Source organism: Marisediminitalea aggregata, assembly GCF_900129565.1.
Taxonomy (GTDB): domain Bacteria; phylum Pseudomonadota; class Gammaproteobacteria; order Enterobacterales; family Alteromonadaceae; genus Alteromonas; species Alteromonas aggregata.
In genome coordinates this window covers 397369-419620 of sequence record NZ_FQWD01000002.1, presented here as the reverse complement: position 1 = coordinate 419620, position 22252 = coordinate 397369, and the positions used below count along the sequence as shown (strand labels likewise).

18 protein-coding genes, 1 other RNA gene and 1 pseudogene are annotated in these 22252 nt (G+C 50.0%); 14 read left to right on the top strand and 6 right to left on the bottom strand.

Translation table 11 applies throughout. The annotated features are described in order from the left end of the window. The first annotated feature begins 139 nt into the window (after positions 1-139). The 9 genes from aceE to BUB81_RS05860 all read left to right on the top strand — a co-directional run bounded on the left by aceE (position 140) and on the right by BUB81_RS05860 (position 11240). Positions 140-2812: a pyruvate dehydrogenase (acetyl-transferring), homodimeric type gene (gene aceE / locus BUB81_RS05900; RefSeq protein WP_073319734.1), complete on the top strand. Its 2673-nt coding sequence runs from the start codon at positions 140-142 to the stop codon at positions 2810-2812. Positions 2813-2832: 20 nt separating this feature from the next. Beyond that, positions 2833-4815, top strand: coding sequence for a pyruvate dehydrogenase complex dihydrolipoyllysine-residue acetyltransferase (aceF, locus tag BUB81_RS05895; RefSeq protein ID WP_073319731.1), 1983 nt, complete (start codon positions 2833-2835; stop codon positions 4813-4815). A gap of 144 nt (positions 4816-4959) precedes the next feature. Beyond that, positions 4960-6378, top strand: coding sequence for a dihydrolipoyl dehydrogenase (gene lpdA / locus BUB81_RS05890; protein WP_073319729.1), 1419 nt, complete (start codon positions 4960-4962; stop codon positions 6376-6378). 154 nt (positions 6379-6532) lie between these two features. Continuing rightward, entirely contained in the window at positions 6533-7480 is a 948-nt protein-coding gene (locus tag BUB81_RS05885) for a bifunctional helix-turn-helix transcriptional regulator/GNAT family N-acetyltransferase (RefSeq protein ID WP_073319726.1), read from the top strand. A 67-nt stretch (positions 7481-7547) separates the two neighbouring features. Then, complete coding sequence (locus tag BUB81_RS05880) at positions 7548-8258, top strand: SIMPL domain-containing protein (protein WP_073319724.1); 711 nt, start codon at positions 7548-7550, stop codon at positions 8256-8258. A 75-nt stretch (positions 8259-8333) separates the two neighbouring features. Beyond that, positions 8334-8612: a DUF1289 domain-containing protein gene (locus BUB81_RS05875; RefSeq protein ID WP_073320984.1), complete on the top strand. Its 279-nt coding sequence runs from the start codon at positions 8334-8336 to the stop codon at positions 8610-8612. Positions 8613-8726: 114 nt separating this feature from the next. Then, positions 8727-9545, top strand: a complete 819-nt coding sequence (locus BUB81_RS05870) for an HDOD domain-containing protein (RefSeq protein WP_073319721.1) — start codon at positions 8727-8729, stop codon at positions 9543-9545. Between the two features lie 38 nt (positions 9546-9583). Beyond that, the gene (locus BUB81_RS05865; protein WP_073319720.1) at positions 9584-10393 is read left to right on the top strand and encodes a DUF481 domain-containing protein; all 810 of its coding nucleotides are present in this window, start codon (positions 9584-9586) and stop codon (positions 10391-10393) included. A 109-nt stretch (positions 10394-10502) separates the two neighbouring features. Continuing rightward, positions 10503-11240: a DUF481 domain-containing protein gene (locus tag BUB81_RS05860; protein WP_073319716.1), complete on the top strand. Its 738-nt coding sequence runs from the start codon at positions 10503-10505 to the stop codon at positions 11238-11240. 122 nt (positions 11241-11362) lie between these two features. On the opposite strand, the gene serA is transcribed toward BUB81_RS05860, so the two are convergent. From serA to ssrS, 6 genes are all read right to left on the bottom strand, one after another. Next, on the bottom strand, positions 11363-12592 hold the full coding sequence (serA, locus tag BUB81_RS05855) for a phosphoglycerate dehydrogenase (RefSeq protein ID WP_073319713.1): 1230 nt from the start codon (positions 12590-12592) through the stop codon (positions 11363-11365). 171 nt (positions 12593-12763) lie between these two features. Next, complete coding sequence (rpiA, locus tag BUB81_RS05850; protein ID WP_073319710.1) at positions 12764-13417, bottom strand: ribose-5-phosphate isomerase RpiA; 654 nt, start codon at positions 13415-13417, stop codon at positions 12764-12766. Positions 13418-13490: 73 nt separating this feature from the next. Further along, on the bottom strand, positions 13491-14093 hold the full coding sequence (locus BUB81_RS05845; RefSeq protein WP_073319707.1) for a 5-formyltetrahydrofolate cyclo-ligase: 603 nt from the start codon (positions 14091-14093) through the stop codon (positions 13491-13493). A gap of 57 nt (positions 14094-14150) precedes the next feature. Then, positions 14151-15095 (bottom strand): nucleoside hydrolase, encoded by a 945-nt coding sequence (locus tag BUB81_RS05840; protein ID WP_073319704.1) that lies wholly within the window; start codon positions 15093-15095, stop codon positions 14151-14153. 28 nt (positions 15096-15123) lie between these two features. After that, positions 15124-16020, bottom strand: a complete 897-nt coding sequence (locus BUB81_RS05835) for a ribokinase (protein ID WP_073319701.1) — start codon at positions 16018-16020, stop codon at positions 15124-15126. Positions 16021-16041: 21 nt separating this feature from the next. Further along, a non-coding RNA gene (gene ssrS, locus BUB81_RS05830) (6S RNA) lies at positions 16042-16223 on the bottom strand. Positions 16224-16478: 255 nt separating this feature from the next. Here ssrS and BUB81_RS05825 point away from each other — a divergent pair. From BUB81_RS05825 to BUB81_RS05805, 5 genes and pseudogenes are all read left to right on the top strand, one after another. Further along, positions 16479-17045 carry a UPF0149 family protein gene (locus BUB81_RS05825; protein ID WP_073320981.1) on the top strand — a complete coding sequence of 189 codons (567 nt, stop codon included), beginning with the start codon at positions 16479-16481 and terminating at the stop codon, positions 17043-17045. A gap of 12 nt (positions 17046-17057) precedes the next feature. Continuing rightward, positions 17058-18368 carry a Xaa-Pro aminopeptidase gene (pepP, locus tag BUB81_RS05820; protein WP_073319698.1) on the top strand — a complete coding sequence of 437 codons (1311 nt, stop codon included), beginning with the start codon at positions 17058-17060 and terminating at the stop codon, positions 18366-18368. A 6-nt stretch (positions 18369-18374) separates the two neighbouring features. Beyond that, positions 18375-19589 carry a 2-octaprenyl-6-methoxyphenyl hydroxylase gene (gene ubiH, locus BUB81_RS05815; protein WP_073319695.1) on the top strand — a complete coding sequence of 405 codons (1215 nt, stop codon included), beginning with the start codon at positions 18375-18377 and terminating at the stop codon, positions 19587-19589. Between the two features lie 15 nt (positions 19590-19604). Continuing rightward, entirely contained in the window at positions 19605-20780 is a 1176-nt protein-coding gene (locus tag BUB81_RS05810) for an FAD-dependent monooxygenase (RefSeq protein ID WP_073319692.1), read from the top strand. An 85-nt stretch (positions 20781-20865) separates the two neighbouring features. Then, positions 20866-22251 (top strand): annotated as a pseudogene (locus BUB81_RS05805) (M24 family metallopeptidase). The last annotated feature ends 1 nt before the right edge of the window (position 22252 follow it).

Genomic DNA, 22252 nt, shown 5'->3' with positions numbered 1-22252 from the left:
CGGGTATTAGTGGTAAAGCGGGTATGCAACGGGCAGTCTGTGTTGCATATCAATAAAAATGTTAGGTATTCATCCATTCGTCGGCCTTCGCCGGGTACGCGTGGATGTTTTTCTATATCAGTAACTATAGGACGGCACCATGACTGAAATGATGCACCAAGATGTTGACCCTCAGGAAACCCAGGAATGGCTGGACTCGTTAGAGTCAGTACTGGAAGAAGAAGGGGTTGAACGCGCGCACTTTTTATTAGAATCATTAATTGAAAAGGCGCGACGCAACGGCGCTCACTTACCCTATGACGCGACGACCGCGTACATCAACACCATCCCACCAGGGCAAGAGCCAACAATGCCGGGTGACCAGACGATTGAAGGTAGCATCCGCAACGCATTGCGTTGGAATGCCTTGATGATGGTATTGCGTGCATCGAAAAAAGATTTGGAACTGGGTGGTCACATCTCAAGTTTTGCCTCTTCTGCCATGCTTTACGATGTGGGCTTTAACCACTTCTTTAAAGCGCCAAACGACAAAGACGGCGGCGACTTTATTATGTACCAGGGTCACGTAGCGCCGGGAATCTATTCACGCGCATACATCGAAGGTCGTTTAACTGAAGAGCAGTTAGACGGTTTCCGTCAGGAAGTAGACGGCAAAGGCCTGTCTTCTTATCCGCACCCTAAATTAATGCCAGAGTTCTGGCAGTTCCCCACGGTATCTATGGGTCTGGGCCCAATGCAGGCGATTTATCAGGCGCGTTTCCTGAAGTACCTGACTAACCGTGGCTTAAAAGATTGTTCTGATCAGCGCGTATGGTGCTTCCTGGGTGACGGTGAAATTGATGAGCCGGAAAGCTTGGGGGCAATCGGCCTGGCATCTCGCGAAGGTCTGGACAACCTGACTTTCGTTGTTAACTGTAACCTGCAGCGCCTGGATGGTCCGGTACGTGGTAACGGTAAAATCATTCAGGAACTGGAAGGTACCTTCCGCGGCGCTGGCTGGGAAGTGATTAAAGTCATCTGGGGCCGTTACTGGGATCCGCTATTAGCGCGTGATACTACCGGTAAATTGCTGCAGATCATGAACGAAACGGTTGACGGTGAGTACCAGAACTTTAAAGCCAAAGGCGGTGCCTATACCCGTGAACACTTCTTCGGCAAGTACCCGGAAGTGAAAGAAATGGTGTCAAACATGTCAGATGAAGACATCTGGCGCCTGAACCGTGGTGGTCACGATCCGGTTAAGGTTTACGCTGCTTACGACCGCGCTGTAAACACCAAAGGCCGTCCACAGGTTATCCTTGCCAAAACCGTTAAAGGTTACGGTATGGGTGCAGCGGGTGAAGGTAAGAACATTGCTCACCAGGTGAAGAAAATGGACATGGACGCGATTAAACATTATCGCGACCGTTTCAATATCCCTGTGTCAGATGACAAACTGGCTGACCTGCCTTACTACAAGTTCGACGAAGACAGCGTTGAAATGAAGTATCTTCGCGAGCGTCGTGAAGCCCTGAAAGGTTACATGCCGCGCCGTTTGGCTAAGTCTACCGAAGAGCTGCCAGCACCAGCGTTAAAAGCATTTGAAGCGGTAACCAAGGGCTCTGGTGACCGTGAAATCTCCACCACCATGGCATTTGTACGCGTATTGACTGCACTGTTGAAAGACAAGCAAATCGGTAAGCGTATCGTACCTATTATCCCGGATGAAGCCCGTACCTTCGGTATGGAAGGTTTGTTCCGTCAGGTCGGTATCTACTCAAGTCAGGGCCAGAAATACGAGCCGCAGGATTCTGATCAGGTAGCTTACTACCGCGAAGACCAGAAAGGTCAGGTACTACAGGAAGGTATTAACGAGCTGGGCGCTATGGCGTCATGGCTGTCAGCAGGTACGTCTTACAGCACCAATGACCTGCCAATGGTACCGTTTTACATTTACTACTCGATGTTTGGTTTCCAGCGGGTGGGCGATTTAGCCTGGGCAGCTGGTGACAGTCAGACTCGTGGCTTCCTGGTAGGTGGTACGGCTGGTCGTACAACGCTAAACGGTGAAGGTTTGCAGCACCAGGATGGCCACAGCCATACTCAGGCAGCGCTTATCCCTAACTGTGTAAGCTATGACCCGACATACGGCTACGAAGTGGCAGTGATTGTTCAGGACGGTCTGCGCAGAATGCTCGAAGAGCAGGAAGACGTGTTCTATTACCTGACTGTAATGAACGAAAACTACAAGCAGCCTGAAATGCCTAAGGGTGTTGAAGAAGGCATCATCAAAGGTATCTACAAGCTGGAAACCCTTGGTCGTGCTAACAGCAAGAAGAAAGTTAAACTGCTGGGTTCAGGTACTATCCTGGAGCAGGTACGTGCAGCAGCAATTAAACTGCATGACGACTACGGCGTAGCGGTAGAGGTTTATTCCGTGCCGTCGTTCAACGAACTGGCTCGTGACGGTCAGACATGTGACCGCTTTAACATGCTGCATCCAGAAGCAGACGCCAAAGTACCCTACATCACTGAAGTACTGAGCGAAGGTTTTGACGGTCCGACCATCACAGCGACGGATTACATCAAGAACTATGGTGAGCAGGTACGTGCTTATGTACCAGGTACTTACCGTGTACTGGGTACCGATGGTTTTGGTCGTTCAGACAGCCGCGCGAACTTGCGTCGCCACTTTGAGGTTGATGCAGAGTATGTAACGTTTGCAGCTTTGTATGAGCTGTTTAAACAGGGCGAACTGGATGGCAAGACACTGAATAAAGCTATGCAGGATCTGGGCATTGACCCGGAAAAAACCAACCCACTGTACGCATAAGTTCAGGGAGACTATAAACGATGTCAGACATTAAAGACGTATTCGTACCGGATTTAGGTGAAGATGAAGTTGAAGTCATTGAGCTTTGCGTGTCGCCTGGCGACAGCGTTGAAGCCGAAGACGCGCTGGTAACGGTAGAGAGCGACAAGGCCAGTATGGATGTACCTGCACCTTTCGCCGGTACAGTAAAAGAGCTGTGCGTAAACGTTGGTGACAAGATCAAGCAAAGTGACTTGTTGGCGAAACTGGAAGTCGCAGGTGCTGGTGCAGCCCCTGCCGCCAGCGAGCCTGAAGCACCGGCAGCACCTGCTGCCGCTGAACCTGCTGCTCCGGCAGCTGCAGCGGAACCCGCTCCAGCGCCTGCTGCCAGTGGTGCTTCACAGACTATTGAAGTGACTGTACCGGATATCGGCGACGCTGCAGACGTAGACGTCATCGAAATTCTGGTTAGTGTTGGCGATGAGGTTCAGGCCGAAGACGGTTTGATTACCCTTGAAACCGACAAAGCCACTATGGATGTGCCATGCCCGCAAGCGGGTAAAGTGGTAGAGCTGAAAGTGAAAGAAGGTGACAAAGTCAGTGAAGGTTCACTGGTACTGTTACTGGAAGTAGGTGGGGCTGCTGAAGCATCAGCACCAGCAGCAGAAGCCGCTCCGGCACCTGCCGCCGCGCCAGCTGCAGAAGCGTCAGCGCCGGCCGCTGATGAAGAAATTGAAGTTACCGTACCGGATATTGGTGACGCCAGCGACGTTGATGTTATCGAAGTACTGGTTAGCGAAGGCGATACGGTTGCCATTGAAGATGGCCTCATCACGCTGGAAACCGACAAAGCCACTATGGACGTGCCGTCGCCTAAAGCGGGTGTAGTAACCAAATTGTTGGTGAATACCGGCGATAAAGTATCAAAGGGTTCTAAAGTGTGTATTCTGAAAGTGCAAGGCGCAGCCAAGCCGGCAGCACCTGCACCTCAGCCAGCAGCAAGTGCACCTGCACCGGCAGCGAAAGCACCAGAACCTGGTAAGCCTAAGCCGCCACCTGTGCCGCATCATCCGTCTGCAGGCAACAAGCCTAAAACGGGTAAGGTACACGCTTCGCCTTCAGTTCGCCGTTTAGCGCGCGAATTTGGCGTAGACCTGGCAGAAGTATCTGGCTCCGGACCGAAAAACCGTATTCTGAAAGAAGACATTCAGTCTTATGTGAAGTACGAGCTGTCACGTCCGAAAGCGACGCCAGGTGCAGTTGCCTCTGGTAACGGTGGTTTACAAGTACTGGCTCAGCCTAAGGTCGATTTCTCGAAGTTTGGTGAAATTGAAGAGAAGCCGCTGACCCGTATCCAGAAGATTTCTGGTCCGAACTTGCATCGCAACTGGGTGACTATCCCACATGTTACGCAATTCGAAGAAGCCGATATCACTGACCTGGAAGCGTTCCGCAAAGAGCAGAATGCCATCGCTGAAAAGCGCAAGCTGGGCGTTAAAATTACCCCGCTGGTGTTTATGATGAAAGCGGCGGCTGACGCACTGCGTGCTTATCCAATCTTCAATACATCACTGGGTGAATCAGGTGAAACCCTGATCCAGAAGAAGTACATTCACATTGGTCTCGCAGTGGACACTCCCGGAGGCCTGGTAGTGCCAGTCGTTCGTGATGTGGACAAGAAAGGCATTTACGAGCTGTCTGAAGAATTGATGGAAATCAGTAAAAAAGCCCGTGACGGCAAGCTGAAAGCGGCTGACATGCAGGGTAGCTGTTTCACGATCTCTAGCCTTGGTGGCATTGGCGGTACCGGCTTTACGCCAATCGTTAACGCGCCTGATGTGGCTATACTGGGTGTGTCTAAGTCAGACATTAAGCCTAAGTGGAATGGCAAAGAGTTTGAACCACGTTTAACAGTACCGTTGTCATTGTCTTACGACCATCGTGTTATTGACGGCGCGGTCGCAGCAAGGTTTGCTGTACACCTGAAAAACGTACTGGAAGATTTACGCCAGTTAATTTTGTAAATCACTGTTGCATCCCGCTTTTAACCGCGGGATGCACATTTAAAGAATTCGCGGCTTTGGCTTTACCAACTGGCAACAGCTAGTTAGAATTCACCCTACAAACGCTATACAACGCAAGACGAACAGGACAGATTTGAGGTCACGATGAGCGAAATTAAAACGCAGTTAGTGGTACTAGGCGCCGGACCAGGCGGCTACTCAGCAGCTTTCCGTGCTGCTGATTTGGGCATCGAAACGATTTTGGTTGATGCAAGAGAAACCCTTGGTGGTGTGTGCTTAAACGTGGGATGTATCCCATCAAAAGCATTACTGCACGTTGCTAAGGTAATGAAAGAAGCTAAGCACCTGGCGAGCCACGGCGTAACATTTGGCGAGCCTCAAATCGATCTGGATAAAATCCGCGCGTACAAAGACGGCGTTGTAGGTCAGCTGACTAAAGGTCTGGCTGGCATGTCTAAAATGCGTAAAGTGAAGCACGTTCAGGGTCTGGGCAAGTTCACCGGTGCAAATACCCTGGAAGTAGAAGGTAAAGACGGTAAAACGACCATTACTTTCGACCAGGCCATTATTGCAGCGGGTTCAGAGCCTGTATCTTTGCCATTTATTCCTCAGGACGAGCGTGTGATCGACTCAACCGGCGCACTGGAAATGAAAGACATTCCAGAAAAAATGCTGGTATTGGGCGGTGGTATCATCGGTCTGGAAATGGGTACAGTGTACGAAGCGCTGGGCTCAAAAATTGACGTTGTTGAATTCCTGGATCAACTGATCCCAGCGGCCGACAAAGACATCATCAAGGTGTTCATGAAGTCGTACAAAGAGAAGTTCAACATCATGCTGGAAACGAAGGTTACAGGCGTAGAAGCGAAAGACGATGGTCTTTACGTAACATTCGAAGGCAAAAATGCACCTGCAGAGCCAGTGCGTTACGACAAAGTACTGGTTGCAGTAGGTCGTCGCCCGAACGGTAAACTAATCGATGCTGAGAAAGCCGGTGTAGCCGTTGACGAGCGTGGCTTCATTAACGTCGACAAGCAAATGAAAACTAACGTAGCAAACATTTATGCTATCGGTGACATCGTTGGTCAGCCAATGCTGGCACACAAAGCGGTTCACGAAGGCCACGTTGCTGCAGAAAACATTGCGGGCAAGAAGCACTTCTTCGATCCGCGTTGCATTCCTTCAGTTGCTTACACTGAGCCAGAAGTGGCTTGGGTTGGTCTAACTGAGAAAGAAGCGAAAGAGCAGGGCGTAAGCTACGAAACTGCCGTATTCCCATGGGCGGCGTCTGGTCGTGCTATCGCGTCTGACGCGACTGACGGTATGACTAAGATGATCTTCGATAAAGACACGGGTCGTGTTATCGGTGGTGCCATGGTGGGTACGAACGCAGGTGAGATGTTAGGTGAGATTGGCCTGGCTATCGAAATGGGCGCAGATGCAGAAGATGTGGCACTGACCATTCACGCTCACCCAACGCTGAACGAATCTATTGGTTTGGCGTCAGAAATCTTCGAAGGCAGCATCACTGACTTGCCTAATCCAAAAGCGAAGAAAAAGTAATACGCTAATTACGCATTGATGAAACCCCGGCTTGCCGGGGTTTTTTATTGCTTGTGAGTCGGCTTTTGTTTCGTCTCGCATATTATTACTTGCACTTTTTGTTTTTTCAGATAAATATACGTAACTAGTTACGTATATTTATCTGGGGGAAGTCATGGATATTTTGCAGCAAGCTGGCGCCAGTGCCTTGGGGAGCCGATTTCGTCGATTGGCTGAACGATTGTCCCTACAGGCCGCAGAAGTCTATAAGCACTATGAATTACAAGTGGAGCCCGCGTGGTTTCCGGTGTTATATGCACTAAATCAGCACGGTGCGGCGAGTATTACCGAGCTGGCAGGCATGACTGGTCAATCTCATCCATTTATAAGTAAAAGCGTGAAGCAACTACAGGCGGCTGGCTTGTTAAAAAGCGTTCCGTCAAAAGCGGATAAACGGGTAAATACACTCACCCTGAGTGAGCAAGGAAAGGCGTTAATGCCAGTGCTGGACAGGCAGGTTAATGACATTGGGCAGGCGTTGTCTGTTTGGTTAAATGACGTGTCACCAGACTTCCTAAAAGCACTGGAAAAACTCGAGAACGGGCTGAACAACACCAGCTTAATCGACCTTGTGACACAGCGTGGCAGGTTGCCGGAGGGGTATCGTGTGGTTCCTTTCCGGCAGGGAGACGAAAACGCCTTTTACACACTAAATAAAATCTGGATCGAACGCCACTTTGAAATGGAGGACTCAGACCGAGCCGCCTTGCTGGACCCCGAAAACTACATAGTGAATAAAGGTGGTCATATTTTGCTGATGTTAGCACCCGACGGCTCGGTATGCGGTACGGTTGCCCTTATTTCCATGCCCAAGCATACCTTTGAGCTGGCAAAAATGTCAGTCAGTGATGCCCACCAAGGCCGGGGACTTGGCTTTGAACTCGGTCTGGCAGCCATTAGCCTGGCAAGACGACTAAAAGCCAAACGTCTGTTTTTGGAAAGCAACCGCAAATTAACCCCTGCTATTCATCTTTATGAAAAGCTCGGTTTTACCGAAGTGACTGACAGCACACCGTCGCCATACAGTCGCTGCGATATACAAATGCAATTGGATCTGCACTAAGCTGCCTCTTTATGGTCAGAATCAGGTAGTAGGATTTGCGTAATACCAAAATAAAAGGAATGAACAGATGAATAAAGGTGCAGCGACCATTTTGGCGGTGGGCTTAGTTATTGGGTTGGCAGCATTGGGGAGCTTAACAGGTAATGCTCTGCTGGAGGCAAAGCAATGGGAGCGTTCCATTGTTGTTAAGGGACTGTCCGAGCAGGAATATATGGCTGATCAGGTCATCTGGCCCGTACAATTTGTAGAAGCCGGGAATGACTTGACCGCCTTGTACGCATCTACTGCGCAAAATAGTGAGCTGGTTAAACAGTTTCTGGTTCAGCAAGGAATCGACGAGGAAACCATCAGTATTGGCTTGCCCGAAATTACCGACAAGCTCGCACAGCGCTACGGTGGTAATGAAGGCATTAAGTTTCGCTATAGTGCCACACAAACGGTTACGGTATTTACTCATGAGGTACTCAAAGTTCGCGAAGCTATGAAGCACATGTCGGCATTGCTGGCAAAAGGCATCGCCTTGAGCACCGAAAGCTACCAGGCGCGCACGGAGTTTATGTTTACCCGGTTAAACGATGTTAAGCCGGCCATGATTGAAGAAGCGACGGTCAATGCCCGTGAAGTGGCCGAAAAATTTGCTCAGGATTCCAACAGCACGCTGGGAAAAATCAAGCGTGCTAATCAAGGGCAGTTTTCCATTTTTGATCGAGACAGCCAGCATCCGCATATTAAAAAAGTGCGGGTGGTGTCGACCATTGAATATACCTTGGTCGATTAGTCGGTACCGCGAGTATAGGAACGATAACCAAAGCCATGCTAAGCTGTTTATAGTTAATAGCTTATGTATGCGATTATGGCGGACTCCCAACAACCGGCCCAACTCGAATTTTTTGCGCTTCAAAGCCCGTGTATAGGCATTTGCCAAAGCGGGCCAAAAGGCTATTGCAAAGGCTGCTTTCGTTCGCGGGAAGAGCGTTTGTACTGGTTGCAAATTGACGATGCAACACGGCGGGTTATTCTGGACGCCTGTCAGCGCAGAAAGCGCTATGCGCAGCGTAAAAAGTCCACTGGCAGTGATGCTGCCAGCAATGCACTAACGCAACAGGGGAGTTTATTCCCGGATGAAGATTAGTTGCTTGTAGTGAGTGATAAGCGTCAGTATTTTCGATAATTTTCGCGTTAAAAATCACGGTAAACTTCAAATTCGCTGATATACTAATTTGAAAAGTGAGAGGTTTTAGCATTAATGAATCAATACATAGAATACGCGACCAATTCGTTTACGTTGCCTGATATTTGTTTGAGGCTGCGCAATGTGCTGGACGATCCTCGTTCTGATATGGATGATATTGCCGCGTTGATCAGTGTTGATCCTTCCCTTACTGCAAAAATCCTTCGATTGGCAAACAGTGCGTTGTTTCGGTTTCCATCACAGGTTGACTCTATAACCAAAGCGGTTAGCGTGATTGGTGGGGAAGCGCTGTACAATTTAGTGCTGGCCGAAACCGCGAATATTGCATTTAAACACTTCGACAACGAGTGCTTGATTTTGGATGAACACTGGCGACAGTCGGTTTTCACCGGCATGGTGGCTAAATACCTCGGCAAAGAATTGAATGTGCGCGGCAGTGACCGGTTCTTTGTTATGGGGATCCTGCAAAACCTCAGTGAGTTGGTTGTTGCCAAAAAAGATCCGAAGAAATACCAGGCTTATATGCAGGATGAACAGCCAGGTTTGCCGTGGGAACGTCAACAATCCCACTTCGGATTTTGCTTTAGTGAATGTAGCGGTGAGATCATGGAATTATGGCGTTTACCCATGCCGCTGTATTATCCGGTGAAGTTTGCCCACAATAGAGTGAAATTGGCTAGCGACTTAGACGTGTCTTTGTTAACCTGTGCCATACGGCTTACAACAGCATGTTATCAGCGCGATAAATACGCAGATTTGGATATCATTACGCCTGATATGACCCGCTTATTGCCGATTGACGAAGAAGTGCTACAAAACGCCAAACTTTATGCACAAAAGGAAACCAATAAAGTGGCAGTGTCTGTGATGTAGCACCAACAGGCATAAAACAATAAACAAAACGCTTTCTAATGGTACACCGAATAATTGTCAGTGCATTAGTTTCACTGGTATTGAGCAGCTTTAGCGCGAACGCTGCCGATAAAGACCTGATCAGAACACTCTATCACGCCGATTTTGTAGAATACGACGATGAGCCCAAAGACCGCTTCACACTGGATGGCGAGTTAGGCGTTATTTTTGCGTCGGGTAATACCAATGCATCCTCGATAAAAAGTAGCCTCAAATCTGAGCACGAGACCAATGTTTTTGCCAATCAGTATTGGGTAGAGTTCCTTTACAAGCAATCAGAAGTCGATGGCGAACAAGGCAGGGTAAAACAAACGACTGCTCAGCGCCTGTATACCTATGTACAGTCTGACTATAAGCTTAAAGTCGAAAACCAGCGATTGTTTGTGTATGGCGACTACGAAGACGATCGCTTCAATGGTTATGATTACCGCTCGTCTATTGCTGGTGGTTGGTCACAATTGGTCTGGCGTAACGAAATCAGCGATTTTCGATTTTCTGTTGGTCCGGGTTACAGTCTGGCTAAGCTTGAATCTGGTGAGAAGGCCGAGAATATTCACGGTTTTATAGTCAGGGCATCTGCCGAATACCACTACATCTGGCCAACCGGCGCGAAGCTCAGACAGTTTGTGAGTACCGAAGCCGGAGAAGACAATATCAAGTCCAGAACAGAAACGTCGTTGTCGGCAAACCTGTTTGAGTCACTGGCACTTAAGCTGTCTTTTATTATGCAGCACAACAGCAATCCCACCGATAGCAATACGGCATTGAATACAGAAACTTCGGTTGCTGTGGTATATAGATTTTTCTGAATATTATCAAATTGATTAATTGATTTTGCGTTAGTTTGCTTTAACATAGCGCGTTCTAGGCCTGTTTTCAGTCTGGCCTGCCAGGAATTGAGTCAATTTAGGAAATCCCATGAAAAAACTACTACTTGCCGCTGCTATTGCGGGTGTTGCTACATCTGCAGTTGCTCAGGATGAAACCAAGCCTTTTACAATGGACGGCGAGTTCGGCCTCATTGTGACTACGGGTAACACCGAAACATCTTCAATGACTGCCGGTATTACTGCGCAGCAGGAATTCGAAAACTGGTCAAACGATTACGCGTTGGAAGGTTTATATAAAAAAGAAACCGTTCCGGTAGATGGCGTAGAAGTAGAACGTACCTCTGCACAAAAGTTTTTCGCCTCTGCTCAGGGTAACTACAAGTTAGAAAATCCTGATCACCGTTTGTTCGTGTTTTCTTCATATGAAGATGACCGTCTGAGCAATTTCGACTACCAGGCGACAATCGCTGGCGGTTGGTCACAAAAAGTATGGAAAACAGATAAATCTGCGTTTGAATACAGCATTGGTCCGGGTTACTCGTTCTCTGAAACTCAAACCGGCGAAGACACCAGTAGCTTCATTGTTCGTGGTTCACTGGCTTACAAATGGTTTATCTCCGACACGGCTAAATTCACTCAAACCGTGAGTACGGAAGTGGGTTCTGAGAACACAAAATCGCGTGCAGAGTCTGCGTTGACGGCCACTATCAGTGGTTCATTGTCGATGAAGGTGTCACTGCGCCTTGACCACAACAGCGACGTTAACCCGGGTGTTGAAAACCTGGATACTGAAACGGCTGTTACCCTGGTTTACAACTTCTTTTAAGAAGAACGACTCTGAGCGAAATATACGCTCGTTGCGAATAGATAAAAAAATCCCCGCTGCGGCAACGCAGCGGGGATTTTTTACAGGCGCTTTACAGCGCCTGCTATTCAGAGAATGACGCCTTAGTGCAGAACGCGGGTCTTGATGGTGCCGCTGATAGCTGTCAGCTCAGCCAATGCGTCGTCGGCTTTGTCTGCTTCCACGTCAATAACCACGTAACCAATATCGGCACTGGTTTGCAGGTACTGGGCTTCGATGTTGATGCCTTTTTCTGCAAACGCCTGGTTGATTTGGGTTAACACACCCGGGCGGTTTTCGTGAACGTGTAACAGGCGAGAACGGCCAACGTGCTCTGGCAGAGATACTTCCGGGAAGTTAACCGCAGACAGGGTAGAGCCGTTGTCACTGTACTTAGCCAGTTTACCCGCAACTTCAATACCGATATTTTGCTGCGCTTCCTGTGTGCTGCCGCCAACGTGTGGAGTCAGGATCACATTGTCGAATTCACGCAGCGGTGACACGAATTCTTCGTTGTTTGACTTAGGCTCTACCGGGAATACGTCAATCGCCGCACCACCTAAGTGACCAGAAGCCATTGCCGCAGCCAATGCATCGATATCAACAACAGTACCGCGAGACGCGTTAATGAAGATAGCGCCAGGCTTCATAGCGGCAAACTGTGCTTTGCCAATCATGTTCTTGGTTTGTGGCGTTTCCGGAACGTGAAGTGACACTACGTCAGACATCGCCAGTAGCTCGTCCATGGTCTTGATTTGTTCTGAATTACCCAACACCAGCTTGTCTTCGATGTCGTAGAAACGGACTTTCATGCCCAGGTGTTCAGCCAGAATCGACAACTGTGTACCAATGTGGCCATAGCCGATAATACCCAGTGTTTTACCGCGCGCTTCGTAAGAGCCTACAGCAGACTTGTCCCAACCGCCGCGGTGTGCCAGCGCATTCTTTTCTGGTACGCGACGTAACAACAGAATTAACTGGCCTAATACCAGCTCAGCTACTGAACGCGTGTTCGAGAAAGGCGCGTTAAATACCGGGATACCGCGTGCTTTAGTGGCAGACAAATCCACCTGATTGGTACCAATACAGAAACAGCCAATCGCAACCAGTTTACTGGCAGCCTCAACCACTTTTTCGCTGATGTGCGTGCGCGAGCGAATACCGATAAAGTGAACATCTTTGATTTTCTCAATCAGTTCGTCTTCAGGCAAAGACGTTTTCAGGTATTCAATATTGGTGTAACCATTTGCCTCAAGGGTTTCAACGGCACTTTTGTGCACGCCTTCCAGCAAAAGGATACGGATCTTATCTTTAGAAAGTGAATATTTGCTCATTACATCGCTTCTCAGTCAGGGGTTAAGAGACATCTGGACGTCTATATGGTTAAAATAACACAAACTGTTCCAGCGGTGAAAGCGGTTTGTATAGTTCAGTTTGGAATAATATGCATTTATTTAACTTATAGGCCGGCAATTGACTGCCGGCCCCGGCTAAATAGTGAATGCTTAACGCGTTACCACACCCTCGTTGGTGGCAACTAACACAACGTCTGCGCCACGCAGGGCAAAAATCCCGTTTGTGACCACACCCGCAATATTGTTAATGGTCTTTTCCATTTCTCTTGGGTTCACAATAGATAGGTTGTGCACATCCAGGATCACGTTGCCGTTGTCGGTTACCACACCTTCACGGTAAACCGGATCGCCGCCCAGTTTCACCAGTTCGCGAGCCACGTAAGAGCGGGCCATGGGGATCACTTCAACCGGCAGCGGGAAGTCGCCCAATACACCGACTTCTTTGCTGTCATCGACAATACACACGAATGTTTTGGCTACCGCAGACACAATTTTTTCCTGTGTCAGCGCTGCACCACCGCCTTTGATCATATGCTTGTGCTCGGTTACCTCGTCGGCACCGTCTACATAAATCGACAGGCTGTTAACGCTGTTTAAGTCGAACACTTCAATACCCAGTGCTTTTAACCGCTCTGTTGAGGCAACAGAACTGGATACTGCACCGGTAATGGTGTGTTTAATGTCGGCCAGCGCGTCGATAAAATGATTGACTGTTGAGCCTGTTCCCACGCCAATGATGGTGTCTGGTTCAACGTATTTTAGGGCTGCACGGCCTACGGCCTGCTTCTTCGCATTTTGATCCATAGTGGTTCCCGCCTGAAAATGAGGCGTTATTTTAGCGAAACTGCAGGATCATTAAACAACTATTGTGATTTTTTTATAGTTCGATGCATTGTGTGGGGGTAATGATCACGTCCAGCGGAATATCCCAGGGCTCAATGGGCAGGACCGGCACCTGCTGGCAGTCATGGGCAACGCCAATAAGCAGAGGTCTGGGTGTGCCATCGCGTAGCTGCTGCAATGGCGCGAGCGTGCGGTCGTAAAAGCCGCCACCCATGCCAAGTCGATTACCCTTTGCATCAAAGCCCACTAATGGCATAAGTAAGCAATCATGTGCGGTTAATTCAATGATCGCAGTGCTATCAAGCGCGGGTTCTTCAATATTAAACCGGTTGCGGGTCATTGCCGTGTCGTGGCTAAAGTGTTGAAACAGCAAATGCTTACCAGTAAACGGGTGGATAACCGGCAGTGAAGTAAGGATGCCTCGTTGATGGCACCACGACAGCGTGGGCAACAGACTAATTTCGCCGTCACTGGCCAGGTAGCCGGCGAGTTGCTTTGTATGGGATGGCAGATATTCGCTTAATTGCTGCTGTAACGCCTGTGCCGCCCGTTGCTGTGCATCGGCTGAAAGTGCGCGACGTGCTTGCCGCAGTGACTTGCGCAGTGATTGTCTGCTGGTTACCGAAGGCTCTGACATAGTGAAACAGGGCGATAAGTGAGTGCGCTGTGAGAATGTACTCACAGCGCGTATTGATTACAGGGCGTAGGTATCAACAAACAGCTGGAACAAACGCTCGTGGTCGACGCCTGTGGCAGCCTGAACAGTTTTGGCTTCCGTCCACAGCGGGCTGGCTGTAGTGCCAAACGGAGCGACAATGGTTTGTCCGCGGTTCAGGTCGTCGGTTGAAACGCGAATGTTACCCTGGGTAAATTCGAACAAATCCGGTTGTACCAGGTGCGCCAGAGGGAAGGCGTCATGGAAATAACAAACTTTTTCGTCGCGACCCTGAGAATAAAACTCAATGTAAAATTGTGCTGCTTTTTGCACAAAACCGCCCATGGTGGGGTTTTTATCGGCCAGGACGTCCACAAATTTCGGGTCGGTGGGTGCGAACAGGGTTACGTCCAAACCAAACATTTTTACTTCCCAGTCTGCTGAGAATACGATGTCTGCCGCGTGTGCGTCGTTCCAGATGTTTGCTTCTGCAACCGGGGTCACGTTACCCGGTACAAAGGCGGCTCCGCCCATAATACTCAAGCCTTTAACCAGCTTAGGCAAATTTGGCTCAAGACGCAGTGCTAACGCGATGTTGCCCAGCGGGCCAATGGCGACCAGCGTAATTTCACCCGGGTGCTTGCGCGCCATCTCTACAATAAATTCGGCTGAACTGCGCGGATCGACGTCGCGGGTTGAAGGCGGAAAACCAATGTTACCAAAACCATCATCACCATGAACAAAGTGCGCATAACCCGATTCAGGTCCCACCCATGGCATGCCAACGCCTTCCGTTACCGGAATGTCCTGGCGCCCGGCTACGTCGCATAACGTAAGTGCATTGCGGGCTGCCATGCTAACCGGAATATTGCCGTAAACGGTCGTTAGCCCCAGTACTTCAATATCAGGAGACTGGAAAGCAAAAAAGATAGCCATTGCATCATCGATGCCCGGATCTGTGTCGATAATTATTTTGTGGGTCATGAATAGGGGTTCCTAAATTCTGTTTTCGTTAGCTGCCGTGCTTCGCCAAAAAGCGGTCCACTTCTTCTCGTTTTGGGATGGACTGTGCTGCGCCTTCGCGTGTAACGGAGATTGCAGATGCTGCACAAGCGCGCTTTAACGCCTGTTTGGCATCAGCGTGTTTGCTGTACGCTGCCAGGAAATAACCAATAAAGGTGTCGCCCGCTGCGGTGGTATCTACTGCATCTACCACAAAGGCGTCGACCTGCAGGGTGTCGTGCTTTCTCAGCATCATGACACCGGCCTTGCCCAGCGTAATAATAACTTCAGCGTGTGACCAGTGAGTTTTGAAATGCGTAACGATGTCGTCGAGTGATTGTTGACCCGACAGCGCGGCGGCTTCAACTTCGTTAACGATTAGCAGGTCGATACATTCAAACGGCAAGGATTTCACCGACTCGCTCATTGGCGCCGGGTTGAAGGCGACTTTAAGGTGCTTGTCGTGTGCCTGACGCAAGGTTTCTTCCAGGCAACTGGTTTCATTTTGCGTGAGTACCCAGTCGGCGCTCTTGGTTTTGTCCAATGCGCGCATGACGTCTTTATCGTTGATTTCCTGATTGGCACCGCCGAAAAGCACAATGGCATTTTCACCCGATGGCGTAACCTGAATAATGGCGTGGCCCGATGGTGTTTCGGTGCATTGCAGGTACTGACAGTCAATTTCGTGCTTGATCAGCGTTTGTTTGAAGCTGACATCGGCCTGATTAATTTTACCTACGTGGCGGACTTCAGCGCCTGCGGCTGCGAGCGCTATAGATTGATTCGCGCCTTTGCCACCTAACAGTTGCTGGTAGCCTTTTGAGGCGAGTGTTTCACCGGGCGCTACGAAGTGGTCTACCTGATAAACATGATCAATATTTATCGAACCAAAGTTTATTATTGCCATTATTGTATCCGTCGATAAATGGCGCTTCCCAGAGTGCCGCTGTCTATTATTCGCCCGTGAACCGAAAAGTTCAGGGCGGAAGCATCTCTACAACCGTAGGCTTCTCGATACGCGCCGAGCCTGCACAATAGCTGTATGTCAACTTCCTTGGTTTAAAGCATCGGCCAGGGACATGAATAGACTGGCAAACACCCCAGGAAACATTGTTGTATGCGTCGTGAAAGGGCGCATAGTGTACGCCCTCTTCGTTGGGTTGCAAGTGAATCCTTGCAAGAGTGCTGAAAATGGCACTCAGCGCCTGATCATAGTGTAAACAACGCACAACTGCCAGCCCCTAAAAGTAAAAAACCTGACCAAATGGTTAGGAAATGCCTTGGCTGACTTTTACACCACGCAATTTTGGCAATAATTCGGTGGTTTTGGTAGTATCTTGTGAAAATTATCAGGACATTCTTTGCGTGAATAAAACAGCAGATTTCGATTCGGTCACTCAGTGTTTGACCAATCACGACATGGTAGTAGACGGTGCCGAGATCCACGGCATGATGTGTGGCATGTTGTGCGGCGGTATGTCATTAAGTGAGCAGCAATGGCTTGAGGTGTTGCAGGACACCATGAATCAGGGCCAGACACTGGATAAGCCGGTGGCAGAATGCTTACAGAATTTATTTAATCAAACCTGTCAGCAACTCGTTGATGGTCAGTTTGGTCTAGTGCTACTGCTGCCCGACGATAGCAGCCCGATTAACGATCGTGGACTGGCGTTGATCAACTGGGTACAAGGATTTATGGCGGGGTTTGGGTTGTACCAGCAAAAACTCAGCAATTGCTCCGACGACGTGCGTGAAGTATTGGAAGACTTTTCCGATATCGCCCGCATGGAAGAGCCCATGAACGATGACGAAGAGTCTGAACAGGCGCTGTTTGAAGTTATCGAATACGTGAAAATTTCGTCTTTGCTTTGCTTTAACGAGTTGGGGCAGTCGTTACTGGACGATCAGCAAGATACCCCGTCGGTGCACTAGGGCGCTCAGCACATGATTACCCTCAAGCAATACCGGCAGCGCCAGACCCGTCTGTTGGCAAAACTCCCTGAAAACAGCGTGTGTGTTATTCCCGGGGCTGATTTGCAGACCCGCAGCAGAGACACCGAGTTTGGTTTTCGGCAACACAGCGACTTCTGGTACTTAACCGGATTTAACGAGCCTCAGGCCTGGTTATTGTTGTCTAACCACAGCCGGTTTGACGGCGACTATCGGGCGCTGGTGTGCCTGCCGAAAGATCCCACCATGGAGATTTGGCATGGTCGTCGACTCGGGCCGGAGCAGGCTGTCTGCGAATTGGGTTATGACGAAGCGTATGACACCGAATCACTGGCTGACGTGTTAACAGAGTGGTTAGCCGAGCACGACAACCTGTATTTTCCTCAGGGCGAATATACCCAGGCAGACGATGCGATATTTGATGCGTTATCTACACTTCGCAACACCCCTAAACAAAATAAAGCACCAGCAACACTGGTAGATTGCAGGCCGTTGATACACGAGATGCGGTTGTTGAAATCCAGCGATGAGATTGCCATCATGCGCACCGCCGCGGATATTTCAGCACGCGCTCATTGCCGGGCCATGACGTTTGCTCACCCGGGGTGTTTCGAATATCAGCTTGAAGCTGAAATTCATCACGAGTTCGCGATGGCCGGTGCGCGGTACCCTGCGTATGGCACTATCGTAGGCGGTGGAGAAAATGCCTGTATTTTGCATTACACCGAGAATCAGGATGCCATTGCAGACGGAAGTTTGATCCTGATCGATGCCGGAGCAGAATATAACGGGTATGCTGCGGACATTACCCGAACGTTTCCGGTAAACGGTCGATTCAGTAAAGCTCAGGCAGCACTTTATCAACTGGTTCTGGATGCTCAGGAGTTAGCCATTGACCAGTTGGTGCCGGGCGCAACCTTACCCGGCGTTACTGAAAATGTAGTGAAAGTACTCACAACCGGGTTGTGCGAATTGGGGTTACTCAAGGAGTCAGTTGAAGACGCGCTGGAAAATAAAAGCTGGCGACGGTTCTTCATGCACGGACTCGGGCATTACCTTGGGTTAGATGTGCATGATGTCGGAGAGTATACCCAACAGGGGAGCCCGCGGCCGCTCGAACCAGGCATGGTCATTACAGTCGAACCGGGATTGTATGTTCCCAATGAGCCTGACATAGCAGAATCGTTTCGCGGCACCGGCATACGCATAGAAGATAACCTGGTGATCACCGCAACTGGTAACGAGGTGCTCACCAACGGTGTACCGAAAACCATTCAAGACATTGAAGCCCTGATGGAGCAATAACAACCGGTGGATACAACAGACATCCTTATTGTTGGTGGTGGTGCAGTTGGCTGCACACTGGCAACCGGACTTCTTCAGTCGACGGACCTGACCGTAACGCTGGTTGACGCCAACGCGTTACAGCAGGACAGCTTGTCTACACCCGGATTTGATGCCCGTGTGATCGCGTTAGCCAAACGCACTGTTGACGCGTTATCTGACATGGGCGTGAATCTCAATACCCACATGTGCCCGTCTACACCCATTGAGCATATTGTGGTGTCAGACAGGGGCTTTTTGGGTAAAACGCATTTACATGCCCATGAACATCAGTTGGACAGTTTCGGACGGGTAGTCAGTATCCAGGCGTTGGGCACGCAACTGTTGCCCGAACCACAACCGCGCTTTCATTTAATTGACAACGTCACGGTTACCGATGCTACGCAAACGAATACGTCGGTAGCGGTAACCCTGAGTAACGGTAAGCAAATCTGTACAAAATTGCTGGTGCTGGCCGACGGAGGGCGAAGCCCGGTATCCGCTAACCTGGGATTCAGCCGCACGCAGCGGGACTACGGGCAAACAGCCATTGTTACCAATATCCAGATGAGTCAGCCGCACAATAACTGGGCGCATGAACGGTTCACCGAGCACGGTCCGTTGGCGTTGCTGCCGTTTGCAACCGGCGCGGCCGGAGACGACTCAGGTGCCGGCTTTTCTGTGGTATGGACGTTACCTCATGATGACGCACAGCAGGCCTGTGAGTGGGAAGAGGGAGAGTTTGCAACGCAGTTACAGCAAGCCATTGGATTTCGACACGGCCACATTGTGAAAGTGGGTGAGCGTTATGCTTATCCGTTGTCGTTACAACAAACCGATGACTGCGTGCGCCACCGCACTGTGGTGGTAGGCAATGGCGCGCAGGCACTGCACCCTATTGCCGGGCAAGGTTTTAATCTGGGCCTGCGCGACGTAATGGACCTGGTGAGCGCATTGAAATCGCAGCCGGACCCCGGCGCGTTTGCGGTACTTAATGGCTACCGGCAACAACGTCAGGCAGACAAAGCCGCGACTATTGGATTAACCGACGGTTTGGTGACCGTGTTTTCAAATCATCATTGGCCCATAGTCGTTGGTCGTAATCTGGGATTACTGGCCATGGAATATTGTGACGCAATGGCCGGGCAATTCGTGCGACAAACGACGGGATTCGGACCCGCCACGCGCCCGTTTCAGAATTAGAGCAGGATTAAACGTATGTATCAGGCAGATATTGCAATTGTAGGCGCTGGCATGGTGGGGCTGGCGTTAGCCAGAGCGCTTAAAGATGCGCCGGTTTCTGTTGTGGTCATAGATACGTCACCGATTCACAAGCCGCTGTCAGATAAACCTGAACTGCGGGTGTCAGCCATCAATGCGGCCAATCAGCAGGCATTGAGTGAACTCGCGGTTTGGCAGGCGCTGCCGGAAAACCGACTAAGCCCATACACCCATATGCAAGTGTGGGATCATGACAGCTTTGGCCGCATTGCCTTTAATTGCGATGACTTAGGCGCTCCAAGCCTTGGCCATATTGTTGAAAATCAGGCTTTGGTGAATGCGTTGTCTGAGGTGGTGAAAACACAGCAAAACGTGACTCTGCTGCCGTCGGTTCGCATCGACAAAGTACTGGCCGGGAAGTCTGAAACCATGTTAATGCTGAATAACGACGACGTGGTGTCTTGTCGCTTGGTGGTTGGCGCAGATGGCGCGAATTCAGCCATTCGCCAGCATGGGAATTTCCCGCTTACGTTTAAGGATTACGGCCACACCGCCATTGTGGCGACGGTGCGCACTGAATTACCCCATGGAAAAGTCGCGAGACAGGTATTCACGCCAAGTGGACCGTTGGCACTGTTGCCGTTACGAGACCCGAATCTGTGCTCAATTGTGTGGTCGCAAACCAGTGAAACAGCACAGTCATTGCTAGCGCAGGACAATGCTGAGTTTGCCAAAGGGCTGCAGATTGCCATGAATGGCGAGGTAGGGCATATCACAGTGGAAAGTGCACGAATGCACTTCCCGTTAACCATGCGCTACGCCCGTCAGTGGCTGAGCGACGGGCTGGTGATTATTGGTGACGCAGCGCACACCATTCACCCCTTAGCCGGACAGGGCGCGAACCTGGGGTTGCAGGATGCCTTTGCTCTGGCAGACAGTATTCAGCAGTTAGTACGTGATGAAAAGCCCTTCTATTTAGCGCGTCATTTGCGGCCGTTCGAGCGCGCCCGCAAAGCGGAAGCGGTAAAAATGATTGCCGCGATGGAAGGCTTCAAGCAGCTATTTGGTGGCGACAACCCATTGAAAAAACTGATCCGCGGCGTGGGTATGCGCACAGCAGATGCCATTCCAGGTATTAAACAAAAATTCATTACTCAAGCCATGGGCTGGTAAGGTATTTCATAGGACCAGTGCCATTGCGCAGGCGAAAGTAACGGCTTAGAGTAGTTTGGTCTGTTTGACCAAGGTACTGACAAGAATGAAAAAGCTAGCCTGTTTGTTCGGTGCACTGCTGCTTACAACCTGCAGTGCGCTTGCCACGCCCGCCAAAACGGCGGCATTGGACACACCCTACAACACCCTTCTGCCGCTCAGAGAAAGGGCGGCGCTTTATGACGATATATTGTCGAAACGGGTAATACAGTTACTGCCCGACCTCATGCAGCGCACCAACATCGATATGTGGATTTTGATCAGCCGTGAATACAATGAAGATCCGGTGATCAAAACCATGCTGCCGGCGACCTGGCTGGAAACCGCCAGGCGCACTACAATGCTGGTGATCACCCGCTAGAGTGATAACAGTATAGGTACCTATGCCATCGCACCGTACAAAGTCGGAGATTTATTCGAGCGTGCCTGGGACAAAAAAGCCCAGCCCGACCAATGGCAGGCATTAAGCGAATTTGTTGCTAAACATGACCCAAAGCAAATTGCTATTAATCAGTCGGCTATTTGGGCGCATGCCGATGGTATTACCCTCACTGAGCACCGCAAACTCATGGACTCGCTGTCAGAGAAATACCAAAAACGCGTGGTGTCTTCAGAGCCCTTAGCCGTTGGCTGGCTGGAAACGCGCATTCCTGAAGAAGTTGAATTAATGAAATCCATGGTGGCAGTGGCTCACGCAATCATTGCCGAAGGTTTTTCTGAGAAGGTGGTTACACCGGGCGTAACCACAACGGATGACCTTGTATGGTGGTTCCGTGAGAAGGTGGCGTTGCTCAAGCTGGATACCTGGTTTCATCCGTCGGTGTCTATTCAGCGCAGCGACGAAAAAGCCTTCGATCACGAAAGCAGCTTTACTGCCGGATATGGCATACAAACGGTTATTCCGGGCGATTTACTGCATGTGGATTTCGGTATCACCTATATGGGTCTGAACACGGATACACAGCAACACGCTTATGTGCTGAGACCCAGCGAACGCAAGCCGCCGGCGTATTTAACCGATGCGCTGAATAAAGCGAATCGACTGCAGGATATTTTTACCGGCAATTTTGCGGCAGGCAGAACGGGTAATGAAGTACTGGCCATGAGTTTGTCTGAGGCCAAAGCCGAAGGGCTTCAACCTACTATTTATACCCATCCGTTGGGGTTACACGGGCATGCAGCGGGCACCACGCTTGGTATGTGGGACAAACAAGGCGGCGTGCCGGGTGACGGCGATTACCCATTACACATAAACAGTGCTTACAGCATTGAGTTGAACAACGCGGTTGAACTGGAAGCCTGGGGTAAAAGCGTTCGTATCATGCTGGAGGAAGATGCCTTTTTTGATGCCAGCGGTGTTTGGTATTTCAACGGGCGGCAGCGTGCATTGCACGTGATCCCGTCACAATCTACATTTTCACATCGGTTTTAAC

Excerpts from the sequence above, each read along its gene's own strand:
- aceE (WP_073319734.1), top strand. The coding sequence starts at position 140 with ATGACTGAAATGATGCACCAAGATGTTGACCCTCAGGAAACCCAGGAA.
- aceF (WP_073319731.1), top strand. The coding sequence starts at position 2,833 with ATGTCAGACATTAAAGACGTATTCGTACCGGATTTAGGTGAAGATGAA.
- lpdA (WP_073319729.1), top strand. The coding sequence starts at position 4,960 with ATGAGCGAAATTAAAACGCAGTTAGTGGTACTAGGCGCCGGACCAGGC.
- BUB81_RS05885 (WP_073319726.1), top strand. The coding sequence starts at position 6,533 with ATGGATATTTTGCAGCAAGCTGGCGCCAGTGCCTTGGGGAGCCGATTT.
- BUB81_RS05880 (WP_073319724.1), top strand. The coding sequence starts at position 7,548 with ATGAATAAAGGTGCAGCGACCATTTTGGCGGTGGGCTTAGTTATTGGG.
- BUB81_RS05875 (WP_073320984.1), top strand. The coding sequence starts at position 8,334 with ATGGCGGACTCCCAACAACCGGCCCAACTCGAATTTTTTGCGCTTCAA.
- BUB81_RS05870 (WP_073319721.1), top strand. The coding sequence starts at position 8,727 with ATGAATCAATACATAGAATACGCGACCAATTCGTTTACGTTGCCTGAT.
- BUB81_RS05865 (WP_073319720.1), top strand. The coding sequence starts at position 9,584 with ATGGTACACCGAATAATTGTCAGTGCATTAGTTTCACTGGTATTGAGC.
- BUB81_RS05860 (WP_073319716.1), top strand. The coding sequence starts at position 10,503 with ATGAAAAAACTACTACTTGCCGCTGCTATTGCGGGTGTTGCTACATCT.
- serA (WP_073319713.1), bottom strand. The coding sequence starts at position 12,592 with ATGAGCAAATATTCACTTTCTAAAGATAAGATCCGTATCCTTTTGCTG.
- rpiA (WP_073319710.1), bottom strand. The coding sequence starts at position 13,417 with ATGGATCAAAATGCGAAGAAGCAGGCCGTAGGCCGTGCAGCCCTAAAA.
- BUB81_RS05845 (WP_073319707.1), bottom strand. The coding sequence starts at position 14,093 with ATGTCAGAGCCTTCGGTAACCAGCAGACAATCACTGCGCAAGTCACTG.
- BUB81_RS05840 (WP_073319704.1), bottom strand. The coding sequence starts at position 15,095 with ATGACCCACAAAATAATTATCGACACAGATCCGGGCATCGATGATGCA.
- BUB81_RS05835 (WP_073319701.1), bottom strand. The coding sequence starts at position 16,020 with ATGGCAATAATAAACTTTGGTTCGATAAATATTGATCATGTTTATCAG.
- pepP (WP_073319698.1), top strand. The coding sequence starts at position 17,058 with ATGATTACCCTCAAGCAATACCGGCAGCGCCAGACCCGTCTGTTGGCA.
- BUB81_RS05810 (WP_073319692.1), top strand. The coding sequence starts at position 19,605 with ATGTATCAGGCAGATATTGCAATTGTAGGCGCTGGCATGGTGGGGCTG.